The 25,103-nt window shown below is 36.6% G+C and carries 16 protein-coding genes, 1 tRNA gene and 1 pseudogene; 10 read left to right on the plus strand and 8 right to left on the minus strand.

Going from position 1 to position 25,103, the window contains the following annotated elements; all coding sequences use genetic code 11:
* Window positions 1–1,184: 1,184 nt before the first annotated feature.
* The 3 genes from ACFINM_RS03485 (at window position 1,185) to ACFINM_RS03495 (ending at window position 4,809) form a co-directional block, all read left to right on the plus strand.
* Window positions 1,185–1,259 (plus strand) — tRNA-Glu (locus ACFINM_RS03485).
* A gap of 789 nt (window positions 1,260–2,048) precedes the next feature.
* Window positions 2,049–3,263, plus strand: a complete 1,215-nt coding sequence (locus ACFINM_RS03490) for an NADP-dependent isocitrate dehydrogenase (RefSeq protein WP_375621398.1) — start codon at window positions 2,049–2,051, stop codon at window positions 3,261–3,263.
* A 118-nt stretch (window positions 3,264–3,381) separates the two neighbouring features.
* Window positions 3,382–4,809, plus strand: coding sequence for an MFS transporter (locus ACFINM_RS03495; protein ID WP_375640459.1), 1,428 nt, complete (start codon window positions 3,382–3,384; stop codon window positions 4,807–4,809).
* Between the two features lie 44 nt (window positions 4,810–4,853).
* Here the strand turns inward: ACFINM_RS03495 and ACFINM_RS03500 are convergent, their stop codons facing one another.
* The 7 genes and pseudogenes from ACFINM_RS03500 to ssb all read right to left on the minus strand — a co-directional run bounded on the left by ACFINM_RS03500 (window position 4,854) and on the right by ssb (window position 15,037).
* Window positions 4,854–6,053: an MFS transporter gene (locus ACFINM_RS03500; RefSeq protein ID WP_375621400.1), complete on the minus strand. Its 1,200-nt coding sequence runs from the start codon at window positions 6,051–6,053 to the stop codon at window positions 4,854–4,856.
* A gap of 1,213 nt (window positions 6,054–7,266) precedes the next feature.
* The gene (gene tgt / locus ACFINM_RS03505) at window positions 7,267–8,385 is read right to left on the minus strand and encodes a tRNA guanosine(34) transglycosylase Tgt (RefSeq protein ID WP_375613106.1); all 1,119 of its coding nucleotides are present in this window, start codon (window positions 8,383–8,385) and stop codon (window positions 7,267–7,269) included.
* 1,462 nt (window positions 8,386–9,847) lie between these two features.
* Window positions 9,848–10,360: a peptidylprolyl isomerase gene (locus ACFINM_RS03510; protein WP_375613107.1), complete on the minus strand. Its 513-nt coding sequence runs from the start codon at window positions 10,358–10,360 to the stop codon at window positions 9,848–9,850.
* Window positions 10,361–10,378: 18 nt separating this feature from the next.
* Entirely contained in the window at window positions 10,379–10,972 is a 594-nt protein-coding gene (locus ACFINM_RS03515; protein WP_375640464.1) for a peptidylprolyl isomerase, read from the minus strand.
* Window positions 10,962–11,481: pseudogene (gene coaD, locus ACFINM_RS03520) on the minus strand (pantetheine-phosphate adenylyltransferase). The gene ACFINM_RS03515 and the pseudogene coaD overlap by 11 nt, the downstream one beginning before the upstream one ends.
* A 24-nt stretch (window positions 11,482–11,505) precedes the next feature.
* Window positions 11,506–14,289, minus strand: a complete 2,784-nt coding sequence (gyrA, locus tag ACFINM_RS03525) for a DNA gyrase subunit A (protein ID WP_375640469.1) — start codon at window positions 14,287–14,289, stop codon at window positions 11,506–11,508.
* A gap of 241 nt (window positions 14,290–14,530) precedes the next feature.
* Complete coding sequence (gene ssb / locus ACFINM_RS03530) at window positions 14,531–15,037, minus strand: single-stranded DNA-binding protein (protein ID WP_375606669.1); 507 nt, start codon at window positions 15,035–15,037, stop codon at window positions 14,531–14,533.
* 330 nt (window positions 15,038–15,367) lie between these two features.
* Here ssb and uvrA point away from each other — a divergent pair, with 330 nt between their 5' ends.
* From uvrA to ACFINM_RS03550, 4 genes are all read left to right on the plus strand, one after another.
* Window positions 15,368–18,283, plus strand: coding sequence for an excinuclease ABC subunit UvrA (gene uvrA / locus ACFINM_RS03535; protein ID WP_375630129.1), 2,916 nt, complete (start codon window positions 15,368–15,370; stop codon window positions 18,281–18,283).
* Between the two features lie 1,065 nt (window positions 18,284–19,348).
* Window positions 19,349–19,687 (plus strand): P-II family nitrogen regulator, encoded by a 339-nt coding sequence (locus ACFINM_RS03540; protein WP_015856528.1) that lies wholly within the window; start codon window positions 19,349–19,351, stop codon window positions 19,685–19,687.
* A 59-nt stretch (window positions 19,688–19,746) separates the two neighbouring features.
* On the plus strand, window positions 19,747–21,156 hold the full coding sequence (gene glnA / locus ACFINM_RS03545; RefSeq protein ID WP_375611514.1) for a type I glutamate--ammonia ligase: 1,410 nt from the start codon (window positions 19,747–19,749) through the stop codon (window positions 21,154–21,156).
* A gap of 156 nt (window positions 21,157–21,312) precedes the next feature.
* Window positions 21,313–21,858, plus strand: a complete 546-nt coding sequence (locus tag ACFINM_RS03550) for a hypothetical protein (RefSeq protein ID WP_375621407.1) — start codon at window positions 21,313–21,315, stop codon at window positions 21,856–21,858.
* Window positions 21,859–21,892: 34 nt separating this feature from the next.
* Here the strand turns inward: ACFINM_RS03550 and ACFINM_RS03555 are convergent, their stop codons facing one another.
* Window positions 21,893–22,675, minus strand: coding sequence for an ATP12 family chaperone protein (locus tag ACFINM_RS03555; protein WP_375630128.1), 783 nt, complete (start codon window positions 22,673–22,675; stop codon window positions 21,893–21,895).
* A 748-nt stretch (window positions 22,676–23,423) separates the two neighbouring features.
* Between ACFINM_RS03555 and ACFINM_RS03560 the strand changes: the two genes are divergently transcribed.
* Genes ACFINM_RS03560 through ACFINM_RS03570 form a run of 3 tightly spaced genes read left to right on the plus strand, consistent with a single transcriptional unit; the run spans window position 23,424 to window position 25,067 of the window.
* Complete coding sequence (locus ACFINM_RS03560) at window positions 23,424–23,882, plus strand: prephenate dehydratase domain-containing protein (RefSeq protein ID WP_375621409.1); 459 nt, start codon at window positions 23,424–23,426, stop codon at window positions 23,880–23,882.
* Window positions 23,869–24,366: a hypothetical protein gene (locus ACFINM_RS03565; protein WP_375621410.1), complete on the plus strand. Its 498-nt coding sequence runs from the start codon at window positions 23,869–23,871 to the stop codon at window positions 24,364–24,366. Before ACFINM_RS03560 ends, ACFINM_RS03565 begins: the two co-directional genes overlap by 14 nt.
* Complete coding sequence (locus ACFINM_RS03570) at window positions 24,300–25,067, plus strand: DUF6421 family protein (protein WP_375640474.1); 768 nt, start codon at window positions 24,300–24,302, stop codon at window positions 25,065–25,067. The genes ACFINM_RS03565 and ACFINM_RS03570 overlap by 67 nt, the downstream gene beginning before the upstream one ends.
* Window positions 25,068–25,103 lie beyond the last annotated feature (36 nt).

Raw genomic sequence — 25,103 nt, forward strand, 5'->3', positions numbered from 1 at the left:
TAAAAATATAATATTTATTGTCTTCAAAGATTTCAGAATCTTTATAAAACATCTAATTCAGAATGAAAATCTGTAAAACTGATAAATGCAAGTTGCCATAAAGAAAAGTTCTAAAAAATAATCAATAACAAGTTAAAGAATATTAAGGATTAGTAAGAAAGAATAAAAACATCTCTTCTAAATTAACAAATACGGAACAAAAAACATTCTTTCATATGATAAATTAAAAGAATGGATAAAACAAATTAGATCAGTAAATAATAACACATTCCTTCCTACCATTCCATAGTTTGAAATATAAATCTTTAATGCAAAAATATTAATGAACCCATATATCAAAATAGAATCTTACATTAAATTAAAAAACAAGAATTAATATTTGTATACCATAATTCTGAAATATTATAAATATGGAGAATAAATTTACAAAACTCGAATATTTTATCTAAACTTATTGCCACCTCTTTGAAAAACTAGCGAATTGAAATGAGAAAAAACTCAATCTACCCTTTATCCACGCTAATTCATTTTCAAATCAAGAACCTTCCCAATATGTAAAAGAGCAAATGAATGGTTTTTAATTTTAAAAATTTTACAGACATGTAAAAGTAAATATAAAAAAATATTTTTTTCATATATTCTATAAAAATTGCTTTAATATTTTCATTTTTATCATACAGATATCTATTTATATTTTTTTAAACTGCAAATAATCTATGGATTATTCATCAAAAAACTTTTGTATGATTGGTATTATTTATTAATTTGGTAATAAATATTGTCTTTCTACTTCATAAATTATACAGTTTTTGTTTTATGATAAGCTCGAATGAGAAATCTTCTGTATAAAGGCTCTTTCAAGCAAGTTAAATAATATTCTCATGTGGTGAGCAAAGATAACAAGCGATAAAATATGCAAAAAATAAATACATAAAAATGCTGTTTTTGATCATTTTTGCCTACTCCTCAAACTGAAAATATCATTCCCTGAGATGATTCCCACATCAAAATTTTCTATCAATCATGATAACTTTATATTTTTTCTACAAAAAATCTTAGAAAATAAAATGATCCAAACAGGAATCGCTCAAAAATTATTCAATAAAACACTCTTTTTTCAAAAAAAATGACACAGAGGGCTTGCGAAGTAAAAAGATCCTCTCTATAAGCCTCATCATTGGTTTGCGCCCATCGTCTAGCGGTTAGGACATCGCCCTTTCACGGCGGAAACAGGGGTTCGATTCCCCTTGGGCGTACCATGTTTCTTTTTTATATGTGTAATATATTCATTTTATTTGTGTTTTTAAAAATGAGGAATGCATAAATAAAAATGAGGGAATAAGATTTTAAAAGGTATCTCTTCGTAAAAAGGATACAAGAATCATTAGGTAACTAATTTCTTTGTTGCATTTCGAGGATAGTGCTTTACAGCACACAGTTAATAACAATAAGAATCGATAAAACATAAGAATTAGAAGATTCTAGCTCGCGATACGGTAATTTATAAGTCATATTTTCGCGTCTGCTGTTAATTTTTAAATTAAAACCAGCCGCATCATTTATACGTTTTTTCCAACCTTCAAAACTGAAGTTTATCCCAAACGCATTTTATATGAAGCATTTCTAATTACAGTGCCTTTGTTATCACATTAAACTTTTTATAAACAAACAGACCATAATCTTAGAATTGGAATAGCAATATAAAAATAGTTTCTTATTCACCTAACACAAAAAATCAAGAAACTATAATTCAGAATACGATCAACTTATTAAATGGAATCTCTGATAATAAAAATGCACAATCCCTGTCCCCCGGTGATCTAACTACCTTATCCATTAAACAGATTCTTCATCAATCATAGAATAATTATAGATTTGCAACACATCACTTCTTTTCAAAGATTAAACCCTCCACCAAAATTTTACACTCTATTGATAATATATTCTAAAAGCTCATATTTGAATGCTTTTTTCCCTTGTTTTTACTTTTCATTATAAACTTGAAAGTGTTATACAAGTAGTATTGCTTAAAAGAAAAAGGATTTCTAATGGTAAAGATCAAAGTAGAAAACCCCGTTGTTGAACTTGATGGGGATGAGATGACCCGCATCATCTGGAAATATATCAAAGATAAATTAATCCATCCCTACCTCGACATTGATCTAAAATATTATGATCTTTCCGTCGAAAATCGTGATGCAACCAATGATCAGGTAACTATAGATTCTGCCAATGCTATCAAAAAATATGGGGTTGGTATAAAATGCGCAACCATTACACCTGATGAGGCACGCGTTAAAGAATTTAACCTAAAAAAAATGTGGAAATCACCTAATGGTACAATCCGCAATATTTTAGGAGGAGTCATTTTTCGCGAACCCATTATCTGTAAAAATGTCCCTCGCCTTATTCCTAACTGGACAAAGCCAATTATTATCGGACGTCACGCTTTTGGCGATCAATACAAGGCAACAGATTTTAAATTTCCAGGCAAAGGGAAATTAAGTATTAAATTTGTAGGTGATGACAATCAAGTTATTGAACATGATGTTTTTGATGCTCCAAGCGCAGGGGTTGCCATGGCTATGTATAACCTTGATGAGTCAATTCGTGATTTTGCCCGCGCATCCTTTAATTATGGACTACAACGGAATGTTCCAGTTTATCTTTCAACAAAAAATACCATTCTAAAAACTTACGATGGTCGTTTTAAAGATATCTTTCAAGAAATATTCGATACGGAATTTAAAACTGAATTTGAAAACCGTAAATTATATTACGAACACCGTCTTATTGATGATATGGTTGCTTCTGCATTAAAGTGGTCAGGTGGATACGTATGGGCATGTAAAAACTATGATGGTGATGTCCAATCTGATATTGTTGCCCAAGGCTTTGGTTCTCTGGGTCTCATGACTTCTGTTCTCATGACACCTGACGGCAAAATTGTTGAAGCAGAGGCAGCACACGGCACCGTAACACGCCATTATCGTCAACATCAAAAGAATGAAGAAACATCAACGAACTCTATTGCATCTATTTTTGCATGGACGCGTGGACTAGCGCACCGTGCTAAACTAGATAACAATGAGAAGTTAAAAAACTTTTCCACGACATTGGAAGAAGTTTGTATTAAAACCGTCGAAGAAGGTTTTATGACCAAAGATCTCGCACTTTTGATTGGGCCTAAACAAAAGTGGCTTTCTACAACAGGTTTCCTCGATAAAATTGATGAGAATCTCAAAAAAGCAATGGGCAGTTAAGTTATTACTTAAATTAAAATTCAAAGCTCTAAACAGAGCTTTGAATTTCTCTTGGCAAATTCAAAGAAGTACCTTATAAGTAAAAAGAGGATAGATTTTTATTAAATAGCAAAAAACAGTGAAAAAACAGGGCTGGTCTGCGCTTTTATTGGGTAAAAATGGTCTTTGCTTTTTAACGTTTACAGGTGGAGTTGTGTTACACGCCACCAACGTTTATATTGTTATTACTATTTTACCCTCTCTTATGAATCATATTGGCAGTGAAATATATTATTCTTGGGTGGCTACTGTCTTTATTACAGCTTCACTCGTGGGTACTTCACTTGCAACAAAAATATTAGGGAAATTAGGTCCTCGCAATGCGTATGTTATTTCTGGACTTATCTTCACCCTAGGCACTTTTATGTGCAGCATTTCTTCATCTATGCCATTGTTTTTAATAGGACGCTTTATCCAAGGATTTGGAAGTGGTTCTTTGTTATCCCTATCCTATTCCATGGTACGGATTGTTTTCAGCCCATCTTTATGGTCACATGCATTAAGTATTATCTCTGGAATGTGGGGAATATCAACCTTGTTAGGACCAGCAATCGGGGGGCTTTCTGTATATTATGGGCTATGGCGAGCATCCTTTTTGATCATTGGCGTATTAGCTATATTTTTCTCACTCATCGCCTTTAAATTTTTACCAAAAAAGAATGAAAACGATGTTCCAACACCCCCTCTTCCTCTTCTCCAGCTTTTCACACTCTCCTTATTGATTTTTATTATTTCTGTTGGAGGGGCTATGGAGTCTACAATAGCAAAAATTTGCGGATTAGTTATCGGACTTAGTCTTCTCTTTGTTCTAGCAAAAATCGAATCATCTACCCCTCATCCTATGTTGCCCCGCAAATCCTTTTCTTTCTCTTCTGAAATCTTTTCTGTTTACGCATTGATACTTGTTATGACAACAGTCGTATACAGTATAGAACTTTATTTTCCACTTTTTCTTCAAGAGCTTCATGGGCAAGCTCCACTTGTTGCTGGTTATATAGCAGCACTTATGAGCATAGGGTGGACATGTGGAGCCATCTCAAGTGCTGGTGTCTCCACAAAAAAAATTCGCAACATCATTGTATACTCGCCCCTATTAAAACTGTTAGGCATAGTGATTCTTTTATGGCTCATCCCAACAGAAGTTTCCGCGCTTGAATATATTTTTATTATTTGCTTAGCACTGTTTTCTATTGGAATCAGTGCGGGTATAGCATGGCCACATTTGCTCACAAGGATCTTACAATGTGCAAATGATGAAGATGCTCTCCGTGCCAGTGAATCCCTTACCTCTGTACAACTATTTTCAGCGGCCTTAAGTGCAACTCTAGCAGGAGTCATCACCAATCTTGCTGGCCTCTTTAATCCTGGAGGAACAATAGGAATGATCTTAGCAGCAAAAACTCTTCTTATAGTGCTCATGGGTCTTTTATTTTGTCTTGCTATTCCATTAGCACTGCGCATTTCTTACTGCATATTGAAAAATCCAACAGGACATTCCAATAACTAAAAATAAATAGAAAAATTCCTTCTTCATTTAAAAAATGAAAAATATTAAGCATGCTTCTCCATATACCATGAGACGCAAAAAACCATTAATCCACACAAAGTTAGAACACTTCCTAAAACAGCTGTATATTCATAACTATAGCCCAATTTTAAAACTAATGCTCCAGATTCTGCACCAAGAGCGTTGGCAATATTAAAAGCAGACTGCATTAATGCTCCTGCCAAAATCTGTCCCTGTAGTGCAACATCCATAATTTTTGTTTGTATAGAAGGCATAGCAGCAAAAGAAGTTCCAACAAAAAAGCATCCTATTGCCGCTGTTAACGGAGCATAGGATAAAAAGAAAAAAAGAAAAAAAACAAATACGCTCCAAAGCATAGAAAAAAATATCATCGGCGAAATACCAATTTTAACGGCCAATTTAGGCCCCAAGAGATTTCCTACCACCATACCCAATCCAACTAACGGCATGATAAATGGTACCAACTCAAGTGAAACACCAGAAATATGCATTAATGTTGGCTTGATATAAGTGAAAACAGAAAATAATCCTGACGCTCCCACCGACACCATCAACAAAAGAAGCCACACCTGCTTTTGCTTTAATGCACCCATTTCTTGCAAAGGATTCGTTTTTGGAAAACTTGAATTACAAGGAAAAAAATTCCAAACAAGCAAACAACATAATAAAGCGATCATCCCCACAAGGACAAAAGCAATCTGCCAACCAATAAGTTGACCAATCCAAGTAGCACTGGGTGCCCCCAAAACGGTTGCAATTGTTAAGCCAAGCATAACATATCCAACAGCTTTAGAACGTTCTTTCATTTCTACCATTGAAGAGGCAACCATAGCCGCAAGTCCAAAATAGATTCCATGAGGAAGTCCACTGAGAAAGCGTAATACGACTAATATGCTAAAATCAGAAACAAAGGCACTAGCAATATTTGCTAAGGCATAAAAAAGCATCAAGCCTATCAAAACAGTTTTGCGTGATACCTGAGCTGTTGCCACAGCTAAAAGAGGTGCTCCAATCACAACTCCTAATGCATAAGCAGAAATATATTGACCAGCGGTAGGAATATCAACATAGGAACTTCGTGCCATCTCTGGCAGTAGCCCCATTGCAACAAACTCTGCAGTACCAATAGCAAAACTGCCCACGGCAAGAGCTAAAATTATTAAACGTCGTATTCTCGAATCAATTCCCAATACAAGAACCTTTTGTTGATAAGAATCCCTCATATCATCACTTCTGAATAGGAGTTTTAACTGTAAATATCTGTAATACACACAAACAAAAATTCAAAACATTGTTATACGCATGCCCAATAGTCCCTAATAAAGTTTTAGAAATATTTTGATATATAAAGCATTTTATGGAGTTTTAAGTAAGATTCTTTAATGGAAAATCTTTGAAAACCTCAAGATCATAGACGTATTCACCTATTTCTATCAGATCTGCCAGATAATAAACTTTGTCTCCTCTTTTCAGCCATTGTAATTTTACAGTGAAAGCTTTATTTTGCAACGATATACTACATCCTATAAATAATTCTAAAATTTGCCGAAGAATGCATTTCAAACAAGTGAATAATATCTCATCATTATCTTGATACAAAGATAAAACTTCTCCCCCAAAATTATTGTTGCTTTATTTTTGCTACCTGAATATAGACCCTCCAAATCGATAAGTTATAATTTCAACTTTACGCCATTCTTATAAATTATTATAGAGTCTTTTAAAAATTCTCATGATAATAGTGCTTGGTTTCTAGATTTATTAAATACCCTCTTTTAGACATCTTTACCCCTCTCTCACAGAGAAATCGCATCAGATATCTAACTCACTATCTGTAAATTAAAATATTCACGTAAATATATTATGATTATTTTCAGATAAATTCTATAAACAAAGCAAAAAACAAATATAATAAATTTTGTATAAGTATATTTATTTATATTTTATAAATATGACAATTACCGTGATTAATATTTAAATTTATATATAAAAACTTAAAAAATAAAATTATAACATTTTAAATGTTGTAATTTTATTTTAGTTTTATTTTAATTTTTCTAAAAATTTATCTGTTCGATTGTATATAATCCATTCTTTACCTTTAGTAATAAAAAACACAAAGTAGCTCATAAAAGTACAATTTTCATACTTCTTTAAGAGTTCGCTAACGCCTCATTAACATTGTTGCTGTAAACAGTCATCAGAAACAGAAAAACTGTTTTTCTCCGGATCAGGTAGCGCGTACCGGAGTAACAGTTTCTGTTTTATATAGTAATTAGAAAAGAATATGTACCCTATAAAACCGCACTGTTATATCTTAAGATAGTGGAATTTTATAATTTTGGAAGATGTTTCTAATTTCATATTTTTAGCTAAATTTGTAAGTGCGAGAATAAATTCAATAAAAAAATGAGGTGCTATATTACGATTAATATTTTAGCGTCCTTGTGCCCATAGAGCACGCGTTTCAGCGCAAAAATCGGCATAACAGCCTTCCTCAATGGCATCACGAATTCCCTGCATAAGTTGTTGATAATAAAAAAGATTATTCCAAGTCAATAACATCCCCCCAAGAGATTCACCAGATTTAATCAAATGATGCAAATAAGCACAACTATAATCATGTGCTGCTGGACAAAGTGACTGTGGATCAAGAGGAAGTGGATCTTCTGCATAACGCGCATTACGCAAATTAATTCTACCAAAGCGGGTAAAAGCTAAACCATGACGTCCTGCACGCGTCGGCATAACACAATCAAACATATCAACACCACGAGCAACACTTTGTAAAATATCATCAGGTGTCCCTACTCCCATAAGATAGCGTGGTTTATCCTCTGGTAAAATCGGACAAGTAGTATCCAATACTGCTGTCATAACACTCTGCGGCTCACCAACAGCAAGCCCTCCAATAGCGTAACCTTTTAAATCGATTTCTTTTAATGCTTGAGCAGAACGTTCACGCAGTTTCATATTATCACCACCTTGAACAATCCCAAACAATGCTTTATCTGGCTGATCTCCAAAAGCTGTTTTACAACGCAGCGCCCACCGCAATGAAAGTTCCATAGCTTCTTCCATTTCTTTTTCAGTTGCGGGTAATGCAATACATTGATCCAACTGCATCTGGATATCCGCACCAAGAAGTTCTTGAATTTCGATAGAACGCTCTGGACTCATTTCATAGTAAGCTCCATTAATGTAAGAGCGAAAAATCACACCTTGTTCAGTAATTTTACGGATTCCCGCCAATGACATAACCTGAAAGCCACCAGAATCGGTTAAAATAGGTCCGCTCCAGCGTGAAAATTCATGTAATCCTCCCAAACGCGCAACACGTTCAGCTCCTGGACGTAACATTAAATGATAAGTATTCCCCAAAATGATATCTGCACCAAGATCACGAATTTGATCCATATACATAGCCTTAACGGTTCCTGCCGTCCCAACAGGCATAAATGCGGGTGTACGAACACATCCTCGCCCCGTTATAATTTCGCCTCGACGTGCATACCCATCTTGAGCAATTTTTCTATAATGAAATGTCTTTATCATAACTCTCGTCTTTTTGATTCCATCAATGCATATCTCTATAGAAAGAAAAAAGATATCCCCTTACGAGCATTGTCAAAAGCTTTATGAATTAATTTTTGATTCGCTCAATATTGTAACCAGCATCAAAAATTAAACGAAATAAAAGAACATTTCTTATTAAGAAATCACCATAATAAAAGTGATAATCTAACTCTAGAAAAATAGTAAAATCCTTATAATATCATACCACAAAATACCTACGCTTAACGCACTAAAGCCTTAACAGAACTGCAAAATTATTATCACAATAATTTCATCTTCACATACTTCCATAAGCAGTAACTTTGTACCCATAGAAGAAAATTTTGAACGCATTGTACAGCTTACATATTCTTTAACTTTTACAGATAAAAATTTTTCATCTACTGGGCACAGCGATCCTCACGCTTAATAAAAGCGCAAATGAGCATAATCACTTATCCACTCACAATATTGAGATAGCTCTTGGCATTTAAGATAATTCACAAAAGAAATTAACGTGTAAATAAAAATACTTTAAAAAACTAAAAATGCTTTTTGTAAAGATTCTCAAATACCAAAAGCTCTATCGTACCATTAGAGGCTGAAAAAGCGTATGATGGTACCCGCTTGCTCCGTCATAAGCTTTAAAGAAGGTGGTGCATAATAGATTTTATACTATTTATAGCTTTAAAACTATACATGCCATGAATATCATCGTGGAAGTGAACGTTGATATGTACTGAGAAATGCTTCTTAAAAAAACACGTAAATACGCAACACAAGTGTATTCCGTTTGGAGCATTCCTCTATTAAAAAACGAGAAAAATAAAAGCGTAAGTCCATGCATAATCTTCATTATTTAAAAGATATTGCGTTAGATACTTTTAAAAAAGTAAAGTTGAATTAAAAAGGAGATGGCAAGACTAGCCATTTGTTTCACTTCTGCGCCTTTATTATATTCTTCTAAGATTAAACCGTCTTCTTATTTTAAAGATTACGCCAATATATATAAATGCTGGTTTTCCACCTTGCTAGGAAAACTGGATGAGCTAGTAAAGCTCTTATCCGTCTTAATATGTGTTTCAAACATGCTTCTGCATTAGGATTGGATGTTGATTTACGAGCAGAAACAAAAGCACACGCTCTCTTAGGAAAGTAACATCATAAAACCATTAAGACCGACAATGGATTGAAGAGAAATGCCGAATTTTTTATAAAACACTTTGCCAAACAACAACCATAATACAACAGACTTTGCGTTTTCTTATTCTGACAGGTGTTTGTACAAATCCGTTGCGTTATATTCTTCAGGAAGATCCGATTGAAGAAAATATATGGACAATGCTTAGCTCGAAATTATAAAAGGTAAGCGTGATACTACAAAAGAGTTTCGTGTGCCTTTATTGATCAGAAAAGAGTATTTTTTCTTAGAAACTTACAATTGAAATCAGTATAGTTTATACTATTCTACATCCGCAGCAATAATGGCTTTGGTAATTGAATCTGGATCTGCAACAGGTTCACCACGTTTAATTTTATCAACATTTTCCATACCTTCAACAACCTGCCCCCATATGGAATATTGACGATCAAGCCACGGAGCATCTGCAAAACAAATAAAAAACTGAGAGTTAGCAGAATTTGGATTCTGACTCCGTGCCATAGAAACTGTACCACGCTTATGAGAAAGATTTGAAAACTCTGCTGTTAAATTTGGTTTTTCTGCCCCTCCCATACCAGCACGTGATAAATTGAATTTTTCACTATCCTTCTTTCCAAATTGCACATCCCCTGTTTGCGCCATAAAACCATCAATAACGCGATGGAAAATAACATTATCATAAGCACCTTCCCGTACCAGTTCTTTAATACGTGTAACATGACAAGGTGCCAAATCAGCAAAAAGCTCAATAACAACTCTGCCCTTTGTTGTTTCAAGAATTAAAGTATTCTCTGGATTTTTATTCTCAGCCATATGGAAAGCTCCCTTGATTCATTTCTCAACTTGTAAAGTAGCAGCATTAATAACATCAGGATTTTTTACAGATCCATTATTACTTGTCGTACCTTTTTTTATTTTATCAACAACATCCATCCCCTTTATAACCTCTCCAATAACCGTATACTGACCGTTTAAAAAATCAGCATCATCAAAACAAATGAAGAATTGAGAATTCGCGGAATCCGGATCTTGTGATCGTGCCATCCCAACTGTGCCACGCTTAAACGGCTGTTTTGAAAACTCCGCCGGTATATTGGGATAATTTGAACTACCCATACCAACGCGTTTCAGATCAAAATCTCTACTGCCTTTTTTTCCAAATTCTACATCACCAGTTTGCGCCATGAAATTAGGAATAACGCGATGAAACACAACATTATTATAGGCCCCCTCCTCTGTTAATCTTTTGATTTGCGCAACATGCTTTGGCGCCAAATCAGGACGCAGACGAATAATGACATCACCATCTTTGAGAGATAAAACAAGAAGGCTTGCATCACTTGCTGGGCTAGAATTACCAGCGACTGCAGACAATGAAAAAAAACAAAACACACATATCAAAACAGCAAAAATTCTACGAGACACAATTATTCTCCCCTAAAAGATTGGTATTTCGAGCTTAAAGCTTGTGCAACATTGGGCGGTACAAATGGTGTCACATCACCTCCCATAGAGGCAATTTGGCGTACCAATGTAGAAGTTATCGCGCGCCCAGAAACACTTGCCGGCAAAAAAACAGTTTGCAATTCAGGAGCCATAACACCATTCATTCCTGCCATTTGCATTTCATAATCAAGATCAGTACCATCACGCAATCCACGAATGAGAAATGAAGCACCAACTTCACGCGCCTTCTCAATGAGAAGGTTGCTAAATGAAAGAACCTGCAATCGATTAGAATCTGCACCAAATAAGTCTTTCCCTACCTGCGTAATGAAATCAACACGCTCTTCGAAGCTAAAGAGTGTTTTTTTGTCAGCCTGTATCCCTATAGCGACGACCACCTTATCAGCTAACACAAAACACCCTTTCAAAACATCAAGATGACCATTTGTAAGAGGATCAAAAGAACCCGCGTAAAGAGCAATTTTCATGACTTTACTCCTTCCTCTTAAAAATTATTTTTCTTCGCTCATATCAACTGTATCAGAATGCTTCTCACCTTCATCATCTAATGAACTCGTATCATCTTCAGGTTCAGAAATACGTTCAACCGATACGACTCTTTCACCTTTGGCTGTATTAAAAATTGTGACTCCCTTAGTTGAGCGCCCAGCAGTACGAATTCCCTCAACAGGGACACGAATAAGCTGCCCCCCATCTGATACCAACATAATTTGATCTTGCGCCTTCACCGGAAAAGCCGCTACTAATTTACCAATTTCAGCTGTTTTAGATGGATCTGTTGCGCGAATCCCTTTTCCGCCACGTCCCGAAATCCGGAACTCATAGGAAGAAGAGCGTTTACCATAACCAAACTCACTCACCGTCAAAAGCATTTGTTCACGTGCATGAAGTTCTGCATAACGTTCATCTGTTAACTCTGTTTCAGCCCCCCCATCCTCATCATCCAGAATGACAATATCTTCAACATCAGCATCTGCACCAGAAGCACGCCGTTCATTCATGACACGTTTAATATAAGCAGAACGCTCAATGGACGTCGCCTCGACATGCTCTAAAATTGTCATCGAAATGACTTTATCGCCTTTAGCTAAATTGATACCACGAACTCCCACAGAATTACGCCCAGCAAAGACACGAACATCAACAACTGGAAAACGGATACATTGTCCATTGGCTGTTGTTAGAACAACATCATCATGTTCTGTACAGGTTTCAACAGAAAGAATTTCATCTTCTTCATCAAGTTTCATTGCAATTTTACCATTACGATTAACCTGAACGAAATCTGATAATTTATTGCGACGCACAGTTCCACGTGTTGTCGCGAACATAATATCTAATGCACTCCAGCTCGCTTCATCTTCAGGCAAAGGCATAATCGTTGTAATACGCTCACCTTGTTGTAAGGGAAGCATATTGATCAAAGCCCGCCCACGCGATTGGGGTGTCCCCAGCGGCAGTCGCCAAACTTTTTCCTTATAAACAATCCCACGTGATGAAAAGAAAAGAACCGGAGTATGCGTATTGGCAACAAACAACCGCGTTACAAAATCCTCATCCTTCGTGGACATACCAGAACGCCCCTTACCACCACGTCGCTGTGCACGATAGGTATTAAGAGGTACGCGCTTAATATAGCCACTATGGCTTACCGTTACCACCATATCCTCTGGTGCGATCAGATCTTCACTCTCCATCTCAGCGCTACCAAAACCAAATACGGTACGTCGCGGCGTTGCAAATTCCTCACGAAGAGCACTCAACTCATCCTTAACAATAGACATAATGCGTACGCGTGATGCCAAGATCTCAAGATAGTCAGCGATATCCACGCCAATTTTATTCAATTCATCAGCGATTTCATCACGCCCAAGGGCTGTCAATCGTTGCAAACGCAATTCTAAAATAGCACGCGCCTGTTCTTCAGAGAGATTATAAGTACCATCCTCATGAATAATATGACGAGGATCATCAATAAGTTTAATCAAAGGCGCGACATCCATCGCTGGCCAGCGTCGCTCCATTAACTGTGCACGTGCTGTCTGCGGATCAGGAGCTTTGCGAATAAGCGCTATAATTTCATCAATATTGGCAACAGCAAGGGCAAGGCCAACCAAAACATGTGCTCGCTCACGCGCTTTACGCAAAAGATATTTTGTTCGCCGACTGACAACTTCTTCCCGAAAAGAAACAAATGCACGAAGCATATCAAGCAACGTCATCTGTTCGGGTTTTCCCCCATTCAAAGCAACCATATTACAACCAAAGGAAGTTTGCAGCGGCGTATAACGATATAATTGGTTTAAAACAACTTCCGCAACAACATCTTTTTTCAACTCAATAACAACGCGATATCCATCACGATCCGATTCGTCACGCAAATCAGAGATTCCCTCAATGCGTTTATCGCGCACCAATTCGGCCATTTTCTCAATCATTGTGGCCTTATTAACTTGATAAGGGATCTCACTCACAATAATTGCCTGCCGACCACTACGAATTTCTTCAATATCAACTTTAGCACGCATAATAATTGAACCCCGCCCTGTTTCATAAGCTGAACGGACACCAGAGTGGCCAAGGATAATACCCCCTGTAGGAAAATCCGGACCAGGAATAATTTCAATTATTTTATCGAGTGTGATATCAGGATTATCAATCAAAGCAATACAACCATCAACGACTTCACCAAGATTATGGGGAGGAATATTGGTTGCCATTCCTACAGCAATTCCCCCTGACCCATTAACCAAAAGATTGGGAAAACGTGCTGGCAAGACAACCGGCTCACGCTCACGCCCATCGTAATTATCCTGAAAATCAACAGTATCTTTATCAATATCAGCTAAAAGTTCTTCTGAAACTTTTTCTAAACGACACTCAGTATAGCGCATAGCTGCAGGTGGATCACCATCAACGGAACCAAAATTCCCCTGACCATCAATCAATGGATTTCTTAAAGAGAAGTCCTGCGCCATACGCACTAATGCATCGTAAATTGAAGCATCACCATGGGGATGAAATTTCCCCATAACCTCACCAACAACACCAGCAGATTTACGATACGACTTATTGAAAGAAAGCCCCATCTCATTCATAGCATGAAGGATACGTCGATGAACAGGCTTAAGACCATCACGGACATCAGGGAGTGCACGCGAAACAATCACGCTCATCGCATAATCGAGATAGGAGCGTTGCATTTCATCAATAATACTGATTGGTTCAATACCGGTCAGCACATCACGTTCTGGGTGTGGAGTAAGATCGGTCACAATTTAAAAACTTTCAAAAAAGAATCATTTCACTTTATTTATATCGGTTTATATCGAAAAATACACAAAAATGCTAATTTCTCTCCCATAACAAAAAAGAAATTTAACAATATTTTTCAAGATGTTATTAATTTATATTTTAAATTACCAATAATAATTAACAACTTTCACTTTGCTAAACTTCAAAAATCTAAAACAAACAAACCATAAAGCAATCATAATACTGCAACTTTAAAGCCTCTTAAAAAGGAACATCATCATCTAATTTGTGTGAAAAACTTTCTCCTAATTGGTTATTATTTTGACCAAAAGTATTTCTTTGATTTGAACTACTATTAGCAAAGTCACCACTGTAACTCCCCCCTTGACTTGCTCCCTGCTCTCCACCCGCTGCTCCGCGCCCATCAAGCATTTGTAATTCACCACGGTATTTTTGCAAAACAACCTCTGTCGTATAACGGTCATTTCCATTTTGATCTTGCCATTTTCGTGTCTGTAACTGCCCCTCAATATAAATTTTGCTCCCCTTTTTTAAATATTGCTCTGCAACTTTGACAAGGTTTTCATTAAAAATAACAATACTATGCCACTCAGTGCGTTCTTTTCGCTCATTTGTATTCCGATCGCGCCAACTTTCTGAAGTAGCAATACGCAGATTTGCCACTTGATCACCAGAATTCAAACGGCGGATTTCAGGATCCGCACCAAGATTACCAATTAAAATAACTTTATTAAGGCTACCAGCCATCGCATAAACTCCAAAATTTTAATTTGTAAAATACTCTGTTCTATAACAGTTATAACCATCTTGACCTTCAATTTACATGTCGCAATTGACCATCAATATAGGTATTGCTATCCTTTACCAATATTGTATTCAGTGTAATTATAACAAAAGATGATAAAAACGCATAGTTTATTCCACCACGAGAGAATAAAAAGCTACTCATTTGTATTTTTTTCACAAAACTTATACCTTCCTTTTGCATTAAAGCAGTTAAACACATTGTAATTCTAAAAAAACAGTTTTATTCCATTTTAGGTGCTCAATTTTTGCCACATATGCCAAGGATAAAGTATGACTCATCAAAAATATATCTCCATTCGCGGTGCACGTGAGCATAACCTTAAAAATATTGATCTCGATCTGCCTCGTGATAAACTCATTGTTATAACAGGACTTTCTGGATCAGGGAAATCATCCTTAGCGTTTGATACAATTTACGCTGAAGGACAACGTCGCTATGTCGAAAGCCTTTCAGCCTATGCACGCCAATTTTTGGAAGTCATGCAAAAACCCGATGTCGACCGCATAGACGGTCTCTCTCCCGCTATCTCCATTGAACAAAAAACAACCAGTCGCAATCCTCGTTCAACGGTAGGGACCGTTACTGAAATCCACGACTACATGCGCCTTCTCTTTGCCCGTATTGGCATTCCTCATTCTCCTGTGACAGGACTTCCTATTGAAAGCCAGACAGTAAGCCAAATGGTGGATCAAATTATGTCCTTACCAGAAGGAACGCGAATTTTTATTATGGCCCCTTTGGTGCGAGGACGAAAGGGAGAATATAAAAAAGAGCTAACAGATCTTTTAAAAAGAGGATTTCAACGCGCTAAAGTTGATGGAAAATTCTATGAAATCGCTGATATTCCACCTCTTGATAAAAAATATAAACACGACATCGATGTCGTGGTAGACCGCATTGTTGTACAAAAGGATATCACCTCTCGCTTGGCTGATAGTATAGAAACCTGTTTACAGCTAGCAAATGGGCTTGCCATTGCTGAAATGGCAGACCAACCCTTAGCACAAAAAGAAACGACAAAGGAATCTGCTCATAAATCAAAAAATGATACACATAAACGGCTCATTTTTTCAGAAAAGTTTTCCTGCCCTGTATCGGGTTTTTCTATTCCTGAAATTGAACCACGCCTTTTTTCGTTCAATAATCCTTTTGGCGCCTGTCCTCTCTGCGATGGACTGGGCATAAAAAAAGCAATGGATCCACTGAAAATTGTGCCCAATAAAAATATTACCCTAAAGAATGGCGCCATTGCCCCTTGGGCTAAGTCAGATTCACTTTACTATAAACAAACCTTAGAAGCATTAGGAAAAGCTTACGGTTTCAAACTCACAGATCAATGGTGTGAACTCTCTAATGAAGCACAACAGGCTATTCTTTACGGTACAAAAAGAGATGAAATTTCTTTTATCTATAAAAATAATTCTGGTTCGCATAAAACGGCCCAACCTTTTGAAGGAATCATCCCTAATATGGAGAGACGCTGGAAAGAAACCGATTCTGCTTGGTCTCGAGAAGAAATCGAACGTTATATGTCTTCTTCGCCCTGTTCGGCTTGTCACGGTTATCGTTTAAAACCAGAGGCACTTGCTGTAAAAATAAACGGAATGCATATTGGGCAAATATCAGATCTTTCTATTCTAAAGGCAGATGATTGGTTTGCCAATGTTCATCAATATCTCACAAAAAAACAACGTAATATCGCCGTACGTATTTTAAAAGAAATTCGTGAACGCTTGGCTTTTTTAAATCATGTAGGATTGGAATATCTTACCTTGTCTCGAAATTCAGGAACGCTTTCAGGGGGAGAAAGCCAACGCATTCGGTTGGCATCCCAAATTGGTTCTGGTCTTACAGGCGTTCTTTATATTTTAGATGAACCATCTATCGGTTTACACCAACGCGATAATGAACGCCTGTTGGAAATGCTGCGCCACTTGCGTAATCTTGGCAATACAGTTATTGTTGTTGAACATGATGAAGATGCTATTCTCACAGCAGACTATGTTGTCGATATGGGGCCTGCCGCAGGCGTTCATGGTGGAGAAATCATAGCGCAAGGAACACCGCAGGAAATTATAGAAAATTCAGCCTCTCTCACAGGCCAATACCTTTCAGGAAAAATGGCTGTTAAAATGCCTACAGAGCGACGCAAAATATCAAAAACGAAAACACTTAAAATCATCGGCGCCAAAGGCAATAACCTCAAAAATATCAATGCGAATATTCCTCTTGGAACCTTCACATGCATAACTGGTGTTTCTGGAGGAGGAAAATCAACATTTCTTATTGAAACGCTTTTCAAAGCAGCATCACATCATATCATGGGCTCTCATCACAGCCCTGCCAGCTATGACAAAATTGAAGGATTAGAATTTCTTGATAAAGTCATCGATATCAACCAGTCTCCTATTGGACGCACCCCACGCTCTAATCCCGCAACCTATACAGGTGCTTTTACACCGATTCGTGAGTGGTTTGCCGATCTTCCAGAATCAAAAGCCCGCGGTTACAAAGCTGGGCGTTTTTCATTTAATGTTAAAGGAGGACGGTGCGAAGCATGTCAAGGTGATGGAGTCATCAAAATTGAAATGCACTTTTTACCTGATGTCTATGTTACTTGCGATGTCTGTAAAGGAAAACGCTATAACCGAGAAACACTAGAAATAAAATTCAAAGGACAGTCTATAGCCGATATTTTGGATATGACAATTGAAAAGGCAGAGGAATTTTTCCAAGCTATTCCCGCTATTCATAATAAAATGGAAACTCTCATTAAAGTAGGATTGGGTTACATAAAAGTAGGACAGCAAGCAACCACACTTTCTGGTGGGGAAGCACAACGTGTAAAACTTGCGAAAGAACTTTCTCGTAAAACAACGGGACGTACACTCTATATTTTGGATGAACCGACAACAGGTTTACATTTTCATGATATTTCCAAACTTCTTGAAGTGCTTCACGAACTAGTCGAGCAAGGCAACACAGTTATAGTCATTGAACATAACCTTGATGTTATAAAGACAGCCGACTGGATTATTGATTTAGGACCAGAAGGTGGAGATCGCGGTGGTAAAATTGTTGCAATTGGACGCCCTGAAGACATCATTAAAGTTCCCGCTTCCTATACGGGAAAATTTCTAAAAGATGTTTTACTGCGCCCATCTCTCTATAATTCCAATTCTTAGAAACGCTTTCTATTGTAAAATACAGCATACTAACAAAGCCTGTACTTTTATTATTACCTGTAAACCAACACCTAATTCCAGTGGTGCAACAAGTTTGAAGCAAAGACTAAAAACAATTTAGCGCTTTATAAGCTGTTTCAGTTGTCGTATTGCCAAATAGGAACGCGCACATAATTGCGTATTTATTCTCTGTTTTGTTTATACCTGAAACGACCAGACAACCTAAACTGGGAAGAATATGAAGTTTTAAGGGTATAAATAAATTTCTATATTTCCATTTCCTTTTAATTTATCTTTATGATTTTCCAAGGCATCCACAGCAATATCTTATAATGAAGATTGCCATTGCTTCACACTTTTATTTATCGCGTTCCTTAATGAAGATCACATTCCTCACGAAGGAACAAAACGCCCCAAACGGAATATATTTGCGTTGCCAATTCCCACATCTGTTTTAAAGAAACATTTCTCAATGCTCTCAAGCCCATTTCACGACGGCTCCTATGAATGCTATAATGATAAACTCATTATTGTACACCACCATCTTTACATTTATGAATCGGCATCATCACACTCTTTTCCAATATTTGTCTTCCCTACTCCCTAATATTGTAAAGCCTTTAATTATCGAAAGCTTTCATAAAAAGCATTTTATTTCTTTTTTCAAATGTTGTTATCCACACACTCATAACTATTTATGATATATAAAGGTATCGTTTTGATTGGTTGACGATAAAAGGATCTAAAATGAGAAAATCTTACGCTATTAGAGTTTCTCATTCAATGTGGAGAGCGTCTAATTATCCTTATAAGTCAAGATATTATCTAATAAAAAAGAAACAAAACTCTTTTATTATATTATTTGAATTCTTGTATAAGAATTGTAAGTTTTTTTCTCAAAAAACAGTATTTGGCTGTATTCTACAAAAGAAACTCTCCTAACAGAGCATAGAGTGTCATTATTTTCGACTTTTTGTGCACAAAGTATCTGTTGGACATCTTACAGTTGTCAATATAATGTGATGCAGTCTAAAAAGACAAAATAACGTTGGAGATAATTTCAGCATGAAAAAAATTGAAGCCATTATAAAACCTTTCAAACTTGATGAAGTGAAAGAAGCGCTTCAAAAAATTGGGTTACATGGTATTACAGTAACAGAAGCGAAAGGTTTTGGTCGTCAAAGGGAACATACAGAACTTTATCGTGGTACGAAATATGTTGTTGACTTTCTACCTAAAGTAAAGATTGAAATTGTTGTGTCCGATGAAAAACTGGAACAAACTGTTGATGCAATACGTAAAGCAGCTCAAACCAAACATATAGGGGATGGAAAGATATTTGTCTTTTCCATTGATGATGCAATTCGTATAGGCACGGACGAAACCGGTATCGATGCCCTTTAATAAATAACGAGAAAATTCACTTTTTTATCCACCTCAACGCCATATTAAGGAAATTGAATATGACAACCGCATCAGATATTATCAAACAGATTACAGACAACGAAATCCGTTTTGTTGATTTACGTTTTACTGATCCACGAGGAAAATTGCATCACATTACAATGGATATCGCAGAGATCAGCGAGGATACTTTTAGTGATGGTGTCATGTTTGATGGTTCTTCAATTGCTGGTTGGAAAACAATTAATGAATCTGACATGGTTTTAATGCCAGATCCAGCAACAGCACATATTGATCCTTTTTTTGCTCAATCTACTTTGGTCATATTTTGTGATGTACTTGATCCTGTCTCTGGTGAGTTTTATCGTAGAGATCCTCGTTCTATCGCCAAAAGGGCTGAGGTGTATATGAAATCTTTAAACATTGGAGATACAATCAATGTGGGTCCAGAAGCAGAGTTTTTTATCTTTGATGATGTGCGCTATAAAACGGACCCTTACAACACAGGGTTTAAACTCGATTCAAGTGAACTTCCCTCTAATGATGATACGGAATATGAAACAGGAAATCTAGGGCATCGCCCACGAATAAAGGGAGGCTACCTTCCTGTTCCGCCGATTGATTCCTGCCAAGATATGCGTTCTGAAATGCTCACAGCACTCAAGGATATGGGCGTACAGGTCGAAAAACACCATCACGAAGTAGCAGCAGGCCAACATGAATTGGGTATTCGTTTTGATACACTTGTTCGCGAGGCTGACAAGATGCAAATTTTTAAATATGTTGTACATCAAATAGCAAATAGTTATGGGAAAACAGCAACCTTCATGCCAAAACCAGTTTTTGGTGATAACGGCTCTGGAATGCATGTCCACATTTCCATTTGGAAAGATGGCAAACCCATTTTTGCAGGAAATGAATATGCTGGACTATCAGAAACCTGTCTGTTTTTTATCGGTGGTGTTATTAAGCACGCAAAAGCAATAAATGCTTTTACAAACCCATCCACAAACTCCTATAAACGTTTGGTTCCTGGTTATGAAGCTCCTGTTCTTCTTGCCTATTCAGCACGTAATCGTTCTGCATCTTGCCGTATTCCTATGAGCTCCTCACCAAATTCAAAACGCGTAGAAGTTCGTTTTCCAGACCCAACAGCAAATCCCTATTTGGCATTTGCAGCCCTTTTAATGGCTGGTCTTGACGGTATCAAAAACAAAATTCATCCCGGACATGCTATGGATAAAGATCTTTATGATCTTCCCTTAAAGGAACTTAAAGAAATCCCTACTGTTTCAGGAAGCCTGCGTGAAGCGCTTGAAGCACTTGACAAAGATCGTGGCTTTCTTAAAGCTGGCGACGTTTTTGATGATGATCAGATTAATTCCTTCATTCAAGTAAAGATGCAAGAAGTCTTGCGTTACGAAACAACACCCCATCCTGTTGAATTTGATATGTACTATTCTGTTTAAACAATCAATACGCATTCTTTTGATTTTTAAAGTGGAGGCAAAAGCCTCCATTTTTGTGGATATTCTTCTCATGCAAAAGCGCAAGAGGCTTTTTGCTCGTCCGCTTTTCCTTTATAATGTATTGAATCTCTTCAAATGAATTAACAAAGGTTTCTAATGCCGCGAATTTGTTTTCTCGTTCCCGTTCTTTTATGCATTGTCTTTATCACATCAACAACTAAAGCACATACAATAACCAACCAAAAACTTACAACTCTTGAGAAAGCAACATCTGCTTATAGTAAAGCACTTAAAAATGCCGATGCAAATGCCATCTTAAATGCTATTCCTCCCCAAGTCATCAACCGCTTAACCGCCAAAAAAAATCTTAATCAATCACAATTTCTACAAATCATGAAAAGCCAAATAGAACGGTTGGCAGAAAGTTACAAGATTGAAACGATCAACATTGATCAAAAACAAAAACGTGAAGGTACCCTTGATAATGGTACCCCTTATTTTGTTATACCCGTGGAGCTTGTAACCACAACAAATGCTGGGAAAAAATGCTCTATTCAAACTGAAATTATTGCCCTACTTCACGATAACCAATGGTATTTTATCCGTGGCAATGACGAAGCGCTCTTAACCATAACTAATGAACTATTTCCTGGACTTGATAAAGTAAAAACCAATCCTCAAAAAGTCACAAAAATACTCTGAGCCAAAAGAATGCACGTAAATAAAAGATTTTCCCCTATAAACAAGTTGTAACAATTGTAGCAGCAGCATTAAATTCAACTTTTTTATGAGCACGGCGTGCTATTGTTTCTTTATCTATTCCCCATTGTTCCATCATCCAATCTTCATCTAAATGGGCAATAGACCAAGCATGATCAGCATCAATGTTTCCCGCAGCAACGGCAAGAGCAATGAGAGCAGATCCCGTTAAGGTTGTCATCATATGAAGTGCAGCAAGCATATAAGCAGACTCAACGCTTCGTAAATAATGACTCACAGCTTGAAGTGCTTCTGGTGATTGTTCCACATGCATCAGCCCTTCTGTCAAATAAAACCTTGCACCCAGTTTTTTTTCTGCCCAATCTAATAAAGGATCCCATTGCTCAGATTGTTTTTGCACCAACTCTTTAGGTGTCTGTGCACGATAAAAGATCATATCACATGCAACGAAACGCAATAAATCTTCAAAAACCACCTGCATATCATCAGCGATACCATCAATAACAGTATTAACCAAACGCGTCATCGGCATTTTTGCAGGATCAACAACGTGCTTTTGGTTCTCAAATTCCTGAGCAACATATTCAGCAAACACTTCTGATGGCACATGAAAATGACGCCTTGCGGGCGTTTTTACGGGACGTTCATCCAACAAAATCGTAAAGCCGACCTCCTCACAAGCGATCTTCACTTGCTTATAAAACCGTTTTGGGTGTGATTGGCATGAAAGATTTTGAATCTTTTGAACAGAACTCTTCTTATTCAATGGCATATCAAAATGATCCAAAATCTCACGCATATTTGTTTACCTCTGATCTTTTCAAAAAAACGACTGTTTCTTTAGGTTCTGTAGCTTCAATAAGGTTTAATCTGACCTTCTTAACAATTCCAAAGAAGAAAAAAATCTTGCCAATCTCAATCTGATTTAAGAGTTATATTTCATGTTTCTTTTACAAACAAGACAATGATGATTGCCTTTTATATATTTAATACAATCATAATAGTAAAACAATTTCTAAAAGTATTATCTTAATTAAGAAGTTAAATATATTGAGTTTTATGGCAAAGATGTTCACGCCTTACCAATTTGCTTATTATTCACCTATAATAGTATTATCAATATGAACAGATTCAAAAACGCTGCTCATCCAAAAAATGATAGAGCAGTGCGGTTTACGTGTCATTCACCTTCGCTTAACCATTCCAATAATTCTCTAACATATCCAATAAATACCCTGATAGAATTTTTCCTGCTCAATTACTCCCCTAAACGACGATGTTTTACGGCATGATAGAATAATGAACAGACAAAATTATAATTGTAAATTTTCTTTCATATATACATTATTTTATAAAGCACTAAATTATTTAACGCATTGTGCTTGATATACTCTACATATTACACTATTTTAAATTTAGGCATATTTTTATAAAGAATAGAGATCATGCAATCTGAAAATAATACTTTTATCTATACACTTGTCCCTGCAGATACTAACTGTGCAGCAGCAGAACAATAGTGGCTTAACAATCACAATAAAAATATTTTGTCCACTGACTCGAGATCCCGTATTATCTTATACGCAACTCTTGAAGAAGCATTTAATGAACTTGCTCAAAAAAAAGATGCTTATCTCTTAAGTTGTGCTGCTTCCCCTGATTTGCATACACTCATATTTACCCGTTTAGGTGATATGCAATTATTTGACAGCTTTATCATGCCTACTCACTCTATGGTTTTAGCTAAACGCAATAACATTGATGAAATTAAAACCATAGCGCCTCATCCTGCCCCGCAATCTCTGGTAGCTCATCAATATGACAAAGTATTTGCCAACAGCAATGCTGATGCAGCCGTTCTTTGTAAGGCTGAAAAAGCCGATGCTTGTATCACAACATCGGTTGCGGCAAATCGCTATAAGCTGAATATTATCGAAAATTTTGAACAAATGCCAATGACCTTTTTGCTCCACTCACTAAAGTCAACTAATCATGAAAAAATCTGAAGTGCTTCTTTCCATTGTTAACTTAGTTGACAAATTCCGTATGCGCCAAGAACGAAATGGGAGCATTAAGGAACCAACTTCAGCAGATAGTAATATGATCAATGAATTGATCACTCTGCTGAACCACCATGCTAATATTCTTGATGGATTATCTCCAAAACTTTTAGCGATCATTTCTGATGATCTTCTTCAGTGGATGCTCAGCGGTTTAACGCCCCCTCCTCAATTTGATAACACTTTGGCTGCTTTCAAAGCCCCATTACCAGATGCTCCCTTGTTTTTCTTGGCTCCAATGCGTGCAACAAATGGACCTGATCCAGAAGGATTCCAGCTGGAATTAGTTACAGGATATCGTCATGAAACGGCCTATCTTTCTGACGCCTCGAAATATACAAAGAATTATCTATCACCATTTCAATGTATAAAAATGGGAATAGCATCAAAGGGATTTTTAGAAGGCAAGTTCTATTCCCAGAATCTGTAGCGACGGCTCAAAAAATTGATAAGCAAGCATTTGCTTTGTTTTTTTTCAGTAAATTCTTTGATATTTACAACAAGCAAACAATTGTGGAAGCTGAACGTTTACTCGGTCGAGATAGTAAATTCCTGTTCGGTCAATTGCATAGTCGTAACTTATCTAAAGAAGACATTTACGATGCTCGCTGTTTGTGGGGCTATTATCATGACTATGCACATCATACCGGACCGCGGCCATTGGATAAAAATCTGTATATAAAATTAAATTGGTTTACAGGTCTTCTAGAAGAAACTAAAGTTGATTTAATTACAGTGCGTATTATGCTACAAAATCATCCAAAATTTTGGAAAGAAATAACTGAATTTGTCCTATTAGAACGCATATTCCGTTATCCACAAGATTCTGATCAGCATATGACATTCGATGCTGGTACAGGGATCTTGCTTTTTGAAATATTGATGCGGAACAAAGCATTGATTGAAACAAATCAAAGTTATCTTCAATTTGATTTGGAGCGTCTTGAAAAAGTAATAATATTGATGATAGCAGATATAGAAACACTTGAAGCATTAGATGATGACGCTTATTTGGCAGGAGCTAAGGATTATATCCAAAATAATCTTGGTAAGCCGCAAACTTCACAGTCACGATTTAATTTTTCAACATCATATTATGCACAGCGAGTGATTAGAGGATTAAATCATTGAGTTTTATAAAAGGACGGTTATTATTATTTACTTTTG

This window comes from Bartonella sp. AA168HLJHH (assembly GCF_042197365.1).
Lineage (GTDB): Bacteria > Pseudomonadota > Alphaproteobacteria > Rhizobiales > Rhizobiaceae > Bartonella.

Coding starts and splice junctions, on each gene's coding strand:
- ACFINM_RS03490 (WP_375621398.1), top strand. CDS start 2,049: ATGGTAAAGATCAAAGTAGAAAACCCCGTTGTTGAACTTGATGGGGAT.
- ACFINM_RS03500 (WP_375621400.1), bottom strand. CDS start 6,053: ATGAGGGATTCTTATCAACAAAAGGTTCTTGTATTGGGAATTGATTCG.
- tgt (WP_375613106.1), bottom strand. CDS start 8,385: ATGATAAAGACATTTCATTATAGAAAAATTGCTCAAGATGGGTATGCA.
- ACFINM_RS03510 (WP_375613107.1), bottom strand. CDS start 10,360: ATGGCTGAGAATAAAAATCCAGAGAATACTTTAATTCTTGAAACAACA.
- ssb (WP_375606669.1), bottom strand. CDS start 15,037: ATGGCTGGTAGCCTTAATAAAGTTATTTTAATTGGTAATCTTGGTGCG.
- uvrA (WP_375630129.1), top strand. CDS start 15,368: ATGACTCATCAAAAATATATCTCCATTCGCGGTGCACGTGAGCATAAC.
- ACFINM_RS03540 (WP_015856528.1), top strand. CDS start 19,349: ATGAAAAAAATTGAAGCCATTATAAAACCTTTCAAACTTGATGAAGTG.
- glnA (WP_375611514.1), top strand. CDS start 19,747: ATGACAACCGCATCAGATATTATCAAACAGATTACAGACAACGAAATC.
- ACFINM_RS03550 (WP_375621407.1), top strand. CDS start 21,313: ATGCCGCGAATTTGTTTTCTCGTTCCCGTTCTTTTATGCATTGTCTTT.
- ACFINM_RS03555 (WP_375630128.1), bottom strand. CDS start 22,675: ATGCGTGAGATTTTGGATCATTTTGATATGCCATTGAATAAGAAGAGT.
- ACFINM_RS03565 (WP_375621410.1), top strand. CDS start 23,869: ATGAAAAAATCTGAAGTGCTTCTTTCCATTGTTAACTTAGTTGACAAA.
- ACFINM_RS03570 (WP_375640474.1), top strand. CDS start 24,300: ATGTATAAAAATGGGAATAGCATCAAAGGGATTTTTAGAAGGCAAGTT.